This window comes from Halobacillus sp. A1 (assembly GCF_024189295.1).
Classification (GTDB): Bacteria; Bacillota; Bacilli; order Bacillales; family Halobacillaceae; genus Halobacillus_A.
In genome coordinates this window covers 41,667-52,161 of the sequence record NZ_JAIZEN010000021.1, presented here as the reverse complement: position 1 = coordinate 52,161, position 10,495 = coordinate 41,667, and the positions used below count along the sequence as shown (strand labels likewise).

Sequence of the window (10,495 nt, the reverse complement as noted above, 5' to 3'; positions counted from 1 at the left end):
GCTTTATTTGATTATGTCCACTGGTACAATTATATTCGAATTCATGGCACTCTCAACTACCTTAGTCCTATAGAATTCAAGAAGAAACACCTTAATGAAATTGTCTAGTTTTGTGTTGACAATCCAGTCTTCCACTATAGGGAGCTTACATGAATATCAAGACTGAAATTCCTAAGAACAAAAAAATATCGAGTATACACTAAAAGGTTGTATACTCGATTTCATTAGCTGTTAACTTTTTTATAAGGAATTTAGTTATTTACAGGTTCAGCTTCTGTTATTTTTTCGTTTTAATTTTTCCGTTCCATTTTTTGAAGCCGCCCTGCAGCTGGTTAAGATTAGAGTACCCTTTCTTATTCAGCATCAAGGCCGCCCTTGTGGAGCGTGCTCCGCTTTGACAGTAAAGGTAAACAGGCTTGTCTTTGCGAATTTCTATGAGACGGTTTCTCATCTGAGAAAGCGGGATATTACGAGCTCCTAAAATGTGGCCGCCATCAAATTCTTTTGGTTCGCGTACATCAATTAGCTGGGCTTTTCTATATCCTTGTCGAAATTCATCCTCTGATAATGTAGTCAATATCTTTCTAGCTTTCAAAAATCGATAAACTCCGAAAGCAATCAAAAATACTATTGCACCGATTAAAATCCAAAGTTCCATATTTCTTTCTACCCCCTCTTCCCCTATCTATTATATGAGGGAATCCATCCTATTTCAAAGTTTTTTTATCTTGGACTTTTGAGTAGAAAGAATTTATAATGGCTTTTTGGATTGGAAGAAGCAATCTTACGTCATATTGCTTTTGGCGGATTTTGCAACTTATAAAAAAAGTGTCTAATCGTTTATTTAATTCTATATTCTTTGATTATCTTCCATTCACTTTCATATTTGAACGATTTGTAAATTGACAAAGTTCTACATAGTTGTTCAAAAACACAATATATAGGCACTTTGTAATTTACGAGCACAATATATTGATTATTTTTTCGTAGATGTGGTATGTTACTAATATATTAATTCTTTATAAAGTTTTAAGACATGCCCTAACAAGCATGATGGAAGGGAGAGGTTTGCATGCAAATAACGCCCACAACGAAAGATGCAAATTCAAAAATTAACGTGGAGCGCTTGAATGCGGACATACGCCAATTTGAGCAAGTGCATGAAGTGACTGAGAATATGCATTTGACCCATAGCGGTGTATCAAGACTGGTAATGTTAGATCGTTACGCGTTTAAAGACACGGAAAAGTTGACCTTAGCAGAAGGGGACTTTGTCGTACTTACGGTCAAAGATGATCCTAAGTTTCCGGCACGTGGATTCGGGTTTATCCAATCCATCGACTGGAATGCACACAAAGCTGTGGTCAAAGTTGAGCCGGAATTTGTTAACGTATTGGACAGCGAAGAAGAGCAGCAGACAGGTTTGATCACTAAAAGCCTTGACACGATAGATAAGCCTTTAGAAGTTTATTATGAACAGATCGCGTTAAGAAATGCTGCCGGGTTATCGGCAGTAGAAGCGGATGAGCAAAAAAGACATGAAAGTTTCGAGAGATTTTATGAAGAGCTTTCTAACCTGAACTTTATCCCGGCAGGCAGGGTATTGTATGGGGCTGGTTCCAATACAGATGTCACGTACTTTAATTGTTACGTTATGCCTTACATCCAGGATTCGCGTGAAGGAATATCGGATCACCGTAAACAAGTTATGGAGATTATGTCCAGAGGTGGAGGCGTAGGGACGAATGGTTCAACGCTGAGACCGCGGAACACACTTGCTCGCGGGGTGAACGGTAAATCTTCAGGGTCTGTATCATGGCTTGATGACATTGCTAAACTGACTCACTTAGTAGAGCAAGGCGGTTCGAGACGTGGAGCACAAATGATCATGCTGGCTGATTGGCATCCGGATATTGTAGAATTTATCATCTCAAAAATGCAGAATCCTCGTATCCTGCGTTATCTGATTGAAAATACAGAAGATGAGGAAATCAAGAAACTTGCAAAAGATAAACTGAAATTTTCTCCGTTAACAGAAACGGAAAGAGATCTTTATCAGAGTGTTGTCAACTACAAGAACATGCCGGGTCAGGGCGGTTTTACAGAGAGCAGCATTCGGGAAGCGGAAGAGAAGCTTTATACAGGCGGCACATACACAGTCAACAATTCCGAGTTTTTGACAGGGGCTAACATTTCCGTTTGTATAACAAAGGATTTTATGGAAGCTGTTGAAAACGATGAAGATTATCGTCTCCGATTCCCAGATGTAGAAAGCTATTCAAAAGAAGATATGGAAATTTACAATGCCGAATGGCAGGCGAGCGGAGATGTTCGTGAATGGGAAGAGAAAGGTTTGGCTGTTCGAACATACCGGACAGTAAAAGCGAAGGAACTCTGGAATCTCATTAACATCTGTGCGACGTATTCAGCAGAGCCGGGTATTTTCTACATCGATAATGCGAATGAAAAAACTAACGCTAGTGCATACGGACAAAAGGTCGTAGCTACCAACCCTTGTGGGGAACAGCCTTTAGCTCCATTCTCCGTTTGTAATTTAGCGGCTGTAAATCTAGCTTCTGTAGCAGATAAAGATAATAAAGAAGTTGATTTTGATCAATTGAGAAAAACAGTCGCCACTGGGGTTCGCATGCAAGACAATGTTATTGATGCTACACCGTATTTCCTTGAAGAAAATAAAAAGCAAGCGCTTGGTGAGCGTCGTGTTGGTTTAGGAGTAATGGGTCTGCACGACCTGTTGATTTACTGTGAGACAGAATACGGTTCCCAAGAAGGAAATCAACTTGTTGATGAAATTTTCGAAGTCATTGCTACGACAGCTTACCGCGAGTCGATCGCCTTAGCTGAAGAAAAAGGAAGCTTTCCTTTCCTAATCGGGCAAACAGATGAAGAAACGAAACAATTACGTCAGAATTTCGTTAACACGGGCTATATGCAGGACATGCCTGATGATATAAAAGAAGGTGTTCTGAAATACGGCATTCGTAACTCTCACTTATTAACTGTAGCTCCAACGGGAAGCACAGGAACTATGGTCGGAGTAAGTACCGGGCTCGAGCCTTATTTTTCCTTCTCGTATTATAGAAGCGGCCGTTTAGGTAAATTTATCGAAGTAAAAGCGGATATTGTTAAAGAATATTTAGACAGGAATCCTGAGCAGGATCCAGACGAACTGCCTGAATGGTTCATCACTGCGATGACGATGTCTCCTGAAGCGCATGCGGATACCCAATGTGTGATCCAGCGCTGGGTGGACAGTTCAATTTCGAAGACGGTGAATGCCCCGAAAGGCTATTCTGTAGAGCAAGTAGAGAAGGTTTATCAGCGACTTTACCACGGTGGAGCAAAAGGCGGCACGGTGTATGTAGACGGCAGCCGTGACAGCCAGGTGCTTACGCTCAAAGCAGAAGAAAACGGTTTTGAAGGAGAACAAACCGAGTTCGATTTTGATGAAGAGAAGAAGCCGAGAGTGGTCCTTATGGATACTGTCCATGAGTTGGAAAAGACAAACGTTACCATCGGTTCTGAGGTAGGAGATACATGCCCTGTATGTCGTAAGGGAACAGTAGAAGACATTGGTGGATGCAACACATGTACAAACTGTAATGCTCAGTTGAAGTGTGGATTATAAAACACGACTAAAATGAGCTGTCCGTGAGATATAATCAGGTGAAAAGTTACTCATAAAAAATCGCTCTATCTTGTTTTTGTTAAGTTTAGTCGCTTATATTAAAACGAGTGGAGCGGTTTTTTGTATAAGGTTATGGAAACCTGTGATTTGCTGTTCGTGTGAATGGATGGATTGTTAAAACTCAAAGTTCAGACACTGCACAGTTCCACCATCGTGATGAGTAAAAGGTGTTTTCTAGGATGGGGCTCAAACTATCTTTAGTATAGGAAACGCCAATATATCTTTAATTTGCGTCTTCAAAGTTAGGGGATTGCCACACCCTTCCTTGTCATTGAAGTTGAACTAGTGTATCATTTTCTTGAATAGGCCTACAGAACATAAGCATTATTGGGGGTTTAACATGCCAACGCCAAGTATGGAAGATTATATTGAACAAATTTACATATTAATTGAGGATAAAGGGTATGCACGGGTTTCAGACATTGCGGAGAATCTGCAAGTTCACCCCTCTTCCGTAACAAAAATGGTCCAAAAATTAGACCGGGATCAATACTTGAATTATGAGAAGTACAGGGGACTTATATTAACTCCTAAAGGAAAGAAAGTAGGTAAGCGGCTTGTCTACCGCCATGAGTTACTAGAACAATTTCTTGCGATCATAGGCGTCGATCCGGATATAATCTATGAAGATGTAGAAGGAATCGAGCATCATTTAAGCTGGGATTCCATAGATCGTATAGGCGACCTGGTGCAATATTTTGAAGAAGAGTCCAGCCGAGTTGATGACTTAAGAAGCGTGCAGCAAAAAAATGAAGAACAAAATAATGAGACGGACTAAGAAGACGTAGAATTACGTCTTTTTTTTATGGCTTTCGTTCTATATAGCACTCTCCACACTTATAAATAACATATGGGGGGATGTGCGTGAACATAGACGGCGTTTTCTCTGGCGGGGGTGTTAAATCTTTAGCTTTTATTGGTGCTTTAGAAGTGCTTGAAAAGAATGACTATTCTATTCAGCGAGTGGCAGGAACCTCGGCTGGTGCAATTGTTGCTTGCTTGAAAGCAGCGGGGTATAACTCTGGAGATTTAAGCGTAATACTTGAAGAGCTCACTTTGGAAAATTTGATTGATCAACCATTTGTGGATCAAATTTTCCCGTTTTCCAAATGGATATATTTATATTTTCGGATGGGTCTTTACAGAGGGAATAGGTTAGAAGATGTATTGGAGAAATGGCTTCAAAAAAAAGGCATAAAGACTTTCGCCCACTTGCCGGAGGGAAAGCTTAAGATTGTGTGCTCAGACTTGACATTAGGGAGGATGGTCGTATTACCAGATGATTTAAAAGAGGTCTATGGCATAGATCCGAATACATTTTCTGTGGCAAAAGCAGCAAGAATAAGTGCAACCCTGCCCTATTTTTTCATGCCGGTAAAGCTGTATGGCAAGAAAGGGAAGTCTATATTAGTCGATGGAGGGGTTCTAAGTAATTTCCCTATTTGGCTGTTTGAGAATGAGCATGGAAGGAGGAAGCGGCCAATCATTGGTATGCAGCTTAGCGATCCTCCTGACCACTTACCTGAAAAGAGAATCAAAAACGCCATAGAGATGTTTCAAGCCTTATTTAATACGATGAAGCAGGCTCATGATGCCAGGTATATATCAGCTTCTAAAAGCCGTGATATTATTTTTATACCCGTAAAAGGAGTAGAAACGACAGATTTCCACTTGAGTACGAAGCAAAAAGAGATGTTGATTGATTTAGGCCGTGAACAAGCGGAGAAATTTTTGAAAAGATGGTCAAAATAAAAAGATCGAGCCCGCGATAATTAAAAGGAGGCTCGATCTTTTTTAGTATTTTTACTACCTTCTATAACCCTGAGATTAGGTGTGTTTTTTCTTCTGCTTTTTTTCTTTTGTATGGACGCTGTTTTAAATGAAGGGTTTGTTTTTACTTTAGATGCTTTGACAGGACTAGGAGCTTTGTATTTTTGTTTGGATTGTTTGACCGCTTGTTTATATTTTTTCATCTCATTTTTATTTCCTCCAGAGCCCATGCGGTGACGGAGAAAAAAGAAATAGATGGCACCATATAGTAGGACGGCAAATCCGATCATCATGATAATTGATGATAGGAAACTGGTTGTGTCCGTCAGCAATTGAACAGCCACATAAAAAACAGCAAGTGCGATTAGAGTGTAAATGACAGGAGTAATCCATTTTCTGGCCATTGCGTTATCCCCCTTTTTAAGAATTCGGCATATTTCAGGTCTTTACTAATTGTATACCACTATTCTGTGCACTTTTATCATTTTCTAGCATATTTTATTAATTAGCTTATACGGAGCGTGGTCATAGTTTAGATTCTTTCCGAAAATACTTAAAGTATTCATTCTTCTGGGGCTGCGTTTAAAAAACAATTGACTAGTAGCTTAAATTTGCTTCTATATATTTTATACTTTTATTTTACAGTATATTTGCAAGTTTCACTACCATTAAGATGGTCGAAAGTGGATGAAATTTTAAAATGTTGGTAACTATAAGTTCGAGGTGATTATAATGTCGGATGAACAAAAAGAACAAAGCAAAAAAGAACCCCCGCATAGTGTGCTGGCTAAATCATTAACAGTCGGATTCGTTGCGGGAGTTTTATGGAGTGGGATTGGAGCTTTATCTTACTATTTTCATTTTTCAGAAGTATCAGCTGCATCATTCGTTTTTCGCTCTTTTTGGGAGACAGAATGGACAAGTTCTTTATTGGGCGAGATATTAGCTGTGATAATTGTTGGTTTATTATCTGTTTTAACAGCGCTTATCTATTATACAGCTTTGAAAAGTATGAATGGTATATGGCCTGGACTGCTTTTCGGTCTAGTGATTTTTGTAGGAATTTATTTTGGTCTAAATCCTATATTTGACGCTGTACCTCACTGGAGAGAATTATCAGTAGATTCCATCGTAACTAACTTATGCTTATTTATCTTATATGGCGTATTCATTGGATATTCTATATCTTATGAGTTTCACGAATACAACCAGCAGACGAAGTGATGATATGCTCATAGTATGATAAAATAACGAAGAGTATTCATTCTGAAAAAGTTGGGTGGCTGATGATTGTTGAAACGATTGCTTTTATTGAATGGCCCTAATTTGAATAGACTTGGTCAGAGAGAACCGAAAACCTATGGCCATCATACTTTGCAAGACGTGGAGAGTCTGGTGACGGAAGCTGCTTCAGCTTATCACTATAAATTGGAGTGCTTCCAATCAAATCACGAAGGGGAACTGATCGATCGCCTCCACGAGGCGGAGGGTACTGTGGCTGGAATTATTTTTAACCCCGCAGCTTATACTCATACGAGCATTGCCTTGCGTGATGCGATTGCCAGCATATCTGCACCGGTAGTTGAAATTCATATTTCAAACGTTCATGCGCGCGAAGAGTTCAGGCATCATTCCATGTTAGCGCCTGTATGTATGGGCCAAATTGTAGGATTCGGAATCGAAGGCTACCGAATCGCTGCGTTAGGATTGATTAATAAACTGGAAAACGAAGGGGGAGAAGCTGATGGGTAAACTTGATAACTTACGCCAGGCTTTTGAAGAGCAACAATTAGATGGATTATTGATAATGAGTGAAAAGAACCGCCGCTATTTAGCGAATTTTACAGGTTCATCCGGAGCCTTGCTTATTACTCATAATAAAGCTTTGTTTATTACGGATTTCAGGTATACTGAACAAGCTGCTGAGCAAGCCGTCAATTTTGAGATTGTTGAACATAAAGTACCTTTACATGAGGAAGTGGCGACTCAGGTCGATAAGCTTGGCTTGAAGAAGGTAGGTTTTGAAAAAGATCATCTTACATATGGGCAATTCGACATGTTTGCTAAGAAATTGGACGCTGAGCTTGTTCCGACCTCAGGGATGGTCGAAAAATTACGCTTGATAAAGACTGAAGATGAGCTTACTATATTAAAGGATGCCACTAAAATAGCTGATGATGCATTTGAGCATATCCTTTCCTATATAAAACCGGGTGTCAGAGAAATTGATATCTCCAATGAGCTGGAATTCTTCATGAGAAAACAAGGTGCCTCCTCATCTAGCTTTGATATTATCGTAGCTTCAGGGTATCGTTCCGCCCTTCCTCATGGAGTTGCTTCTGAAAAAGAAATTCAAACCGGAGAATTGGTCACATTAGACTTCGGTGCTCTATATAAAGGATATTGTTCAGATATAACCCGTACAGTAGCTGTCGGCGAAATCAGTGATCAACTAAAGGAAATCTACGATACAGTGTACCACGCCCAGTTGAAGGGTATGGAAGGTTTAAAAGCTGGAATCACTGGGAAAGAAGCAGATGCGCTGACCCGTGATTATATTAAGGAAAAAGGCTATGGTGAATACTTTGGTCACTCGACTGGTCACGGTATTGGCCTCGATGTCCATGAAGGTCCCGGTCTATCGTTTAGATCAGACGTAAAATTGGAACCTGGTATGGTTGTGACTGTAGAGCCGGGCATCTATGTTCCGAAAATCGGCGGCTGCCGAATTGAAGATGATACGATTATTACTGAGAACGGAAACGAGAAATTAAGTCATTCGACTAAGAAGCTTATTACACTATAATTAGGAGGGGATTCAATATGATATCTGTGAACGATTTTCGCACAGGGTTAACGATTGAAGTTGATGGTAATATTTGGCAAGTTATGGATTTTCAGCATGTGAAACCAGGAAAAGGAGCGGCATTTGTACGCTCAAAGCTTCGTAATTTGCGAAACGGAAACATCCAGGAAAAAACCTTCCGTGGAGGAGAAAAGGTTGAGAAGGCTCACATAGAGAATAGAAGAATGCAATATCTATATGGTTCGGGCGATATGCATGCGTTCATGGATACAGAAAATTATGAGCAAGTGGAACTTCCTACTGCTCAAATCTCTCATCAGCTCAATTATTTGAAAGAAAATATGGAAGTTCAAATCCAAACCTATCAAGGGGAAACGATTGGTGTGGAGCTTCCTAAAAACGTAGAGCTTAAAGTGGTAGAAACAGAGCCTGGAATTAAAGGTGACACTGCTAGTGGCGGAACTAAACCAGCAACTCTTGAAACAGGGCTGATTGTACAAGTTCCATTCTTCATAAATGAAGACGAAGTTTTATTGATCAGTACGACAGACGGTAAATACGTATCCAGAGCATAAATAAGGGTTTAGAAGAGTAGTCCTGATAGGGCTGCTCTTTTTTTTGTGGCGAAAACCATAAATAGGGTTGTTCTCATGATGATAGAAATAAGTGTTTATTCAGCATATCAATCTCTTTATTTCCACTTTCTATCATGTGTCATAACTTTTGAGAGAGGACATACATATAAGGTAAAGCATCTAAAGGAGAATGGTGCCATGAAGGAAATTATCCGGCTGTTTCCGAAGCCATACCATCCCGCTATGCATGAAAACATTGATTGGAATACCGTTCAAGAGATACGCCTTCGAGTGAACCGTTGCTTGGAAGTGACGGATACTAATGGAGTGTCTTATGTAACGAATCAAGTGGCAGGGAGGCAAGACTTATCGTACGTACTCAACCAAGTAAGCCAGTTCTCCGTCTATAAGTTCAAGGAAGAGATGAAGGAAGGATTTATAACGATAGAAGGGGGGCACAGGATTGGACTGGCTGGAAAAACCAACATCCACGCACAAAGTGTAGAAGTTTTAAAAGATATAACGTTTATGAATATTAGAGTAGCTCGCTCATCTATTGATAGCGGAAGAAAGATTCTGCCTTATCTATTAAATGAGGGAAGGTGGCTGAATACATTAATTATCGGTCCGCCTCATTCAGGTAAGACCACCGTACTGAGGAACCTTGCTAAATGGATTGGCTCTGGGACAGATTTCAAACCAGCCTCCAAAGTGGCTCTCGTTGATGAGAGATCTGAAATTGCTGCCTGTAAAGACGGTGTCCCTCAGCTTGAAGTAGGGGAGCGGACAGATGTTATGGATGGATGCCCAAAAGCTGTCGGTATGATGATGATGATCCGCTCAATGTCTCCTGAAGTCATCATTGTTGATGAAATAGGGGGGATGGAAGATGCACTTGCTATAAAAGAAGCGATATACACCGGCGTCCAGGTGATTTGCAGCGTACATGGAAACAACCAATTATCTGTAGCTCGGCGCCAGGATGTTCAAGAACTGATAGAAAACCAAGCGTTCGATAGATATATCATTCTTAATAGACTATCTACACCAATTAGCTGCATTGAAGTGTTAGACGAAAAGGGTAGTCAATTGATGAGGTTAAAGGGGGAGGGGGACCATGGAGTGGTTGGGAGCGCTGATCGTACTAGTCGCCACCACGTGGGTAGGTTTTGACGCTGCGTCAAAGTTCAAAAAGCGTCCAGGGCAAATTAGACAGTGGAAAAGCGCCCTTCAAATGATAGAGGCAGAAATGGTTTACAGTCAGTCTTCATTGTGGGATGTATGTGAAAAATTATCCAAAGTGCTCCCTTCGCCAATCTGCTATTTTTTCTCAAGTTTAGTAAATGGAAAAAGTACATGTACAGACTTTAGTGAGTTATGGACTTCAGAATTAAGAAAGCAATGGTTTTGGAATGCTATGGCCAAGAGTGAATTGGATATACTGATCCAATTTGGAAATACACTAGGACAGCATGATCTGGATCAACAGCAAAAGCAGATTAAGTTAACTTTGCACCACCTTGATTTACAGCTTAATGAGGCGATTGAAGTTTCAGTCAAGCATCAGCGGCTGGCGCGCGGTATTGGAGTGCTTAGCGGTTTATTAGTGGTTTTACTACTTATATGACAAGGGGG

General features: G+C 40.3%; 12 protein-coding genes. 10 read left to right on the top strand and 2 right to left on the bottom strand.

The window, feature by feature from the left end; all coding sequences use genetic code 11:
• On the top strand, positions 1-108 hold a 108-nt coding region (locus tag LF817_RS16800), incomplete at its 5' end, for an IS3 family transposase (protein WP_253935032.1).
• Positions 109-277: 169 nt separating this feature from the next.
• On the opposite strand, the gene LF817_RS16795 is transcribed toward LF817_RS16800, so the two are convergent.
• The gene (locus LF817_RS16795; RefSeq protein ID WP_253936968.1) at positions 278-658 is read right to left on the bottom strand and encodes a rhodanese-like domain-containing protein; all 381 of its coding nucleotides are present in this window, start codon (positions 656-658) and stop codon (positions 278-280) included.
• Positions 659-1,072: 414 nt separating this feature from the next.
• On the opposite strand from LF817_RS16795, the gene LF817_RS16790 reads away from it, so the two are divergent.
• From LF817_RS16790 to LF817_RS16780, 3 genes are all read left to right on the top strand, one after another.
• On the top strand, positions 1,073-3,649 hold the full coding sequence (locus LF817_RS16790; protein ID WP_253936967.1) for a vitamin B12-dependent ribonucleotide reductase: 2,577 nt from the start codon (positions 1,073-1,075) through the stop codon (positions 3,647-3,649).
• A gap of 400 nt (positions 3,650-4,049) precedes the next feature.
• Positions 4,050-4,487 (top strand): transcriptional regulator MntR, encoded by a 438-nt coding sequence (gene mntR, locus LF817_RS16785; protein ID WP_253936966.1) that lies wholly within the window; start codon positions 4,050-4,052, stop codon positions 4,485-4,487.
• Between the two features lie 86 nt (positions 4,488-4,573).
• A complete protein-coding gene (locus tag LF817_RS16780) occupies positions 4,574-5,461 on the top strand; it encodes a patatin-like phospholipase family protein (protein WP_253936965.1) in 888 nt (295 codons plus the stop codon).
• A gap of 20 nt (positions 5,462-5,481) precedes the next feature.
• Here the strand turns inward: LF817_RS16780 and LF817_RS16775 are convergent, their stop codons facing one another.
• Positions 5,482-5,883 (bottom strand): DUF2955 domain-containing protein, encoded by a 402-nt coding sequence (locus LF817_RS16775; RefSeq protein WP_253936964.1) that lies wholly within the window; start codon positions 5,881-5,883, stop codon positions 5,482-5,484.
• Positions 5,884-6,211: 328 nt separating this feature from the next.
• On the opposite strand from LF817_RS16775, the gene LF817_RS16770 reads away from it, so the two are divergent.
• From LF817_RS16770 to spoIIIAB, 6 genes are all read left to right on the top strand, one after another.
• Entirely contained in the window at positions 6,212-6,703 is a 492-nt protein-coding gene (locus LF817_RS16770; protein WP_253936963.1) for a YqhR family membrane protein, read from the top strand.
• 69 nt (positions 6,704-6,772) lie between these two features.
• Positions 6,773-7,231, top strand: coding sequence for a type II 3-dehydroquinate dehydratase (gene aroQ / locus LF817_RS16765; protein ID WP_253936972.1), 459 nt, complete (start codon positions 6,773-6,775; stop codon positions 7,229-7,231).
• The gene (locus LF817_RS16760) at positions 7,224-8,285 is read left to right on the top strand and encodes a M24 family metallopeptidase (protein ID WP_253936962.1); all 1,062 of its coding nucleotides are present in this window, start codon (positions 7,224-7,226) and stop codon (positions 8,283-8,285) included. The genes aroQ and LF817_RS16760 overlap by 8 nt, the downstream gene beginning before the upstream one ends.
• Positions 8,286-8,302: 17 nt before the next feature.
• A complete protein-coding gene (efp, locus tag LF817_RS16755) occupies positions 8,303-8,860 on the top strand; it encodes an elongation factor P (protein WP_253936961.1) in 558 nt (185 codons plus the stop codon).
• Between the two features lie 198 nt (positions 8,861-9,058).
• The gene (spoIIIAA, locus tag LF817_RS16750; protein WP_253936960.1) at positions 9,059-10,033 is read left to right on the top strand and encodes a stage III sporulation protein AA; all 975 of its coding nucleotides are present in this window, start codon (positions 9,059-9,061) and stop codon (positions 10,031-10,033) included.
• Entirely contained in the window at positions 9,978-10,487 is a 510-nt protein-coding gene (gene spoIIIAB / locus LF817_RS16745; protein WP_253936959.1) for a stage III sporulation protein SpoIIIAB, read from the top strand. Before spoIIIAA ends, spoIIIAB begins: the two co-directional genes overlap by 56 nt.
• Positions 10,488-10,495 lie beyond the last annotated feature (8 nt).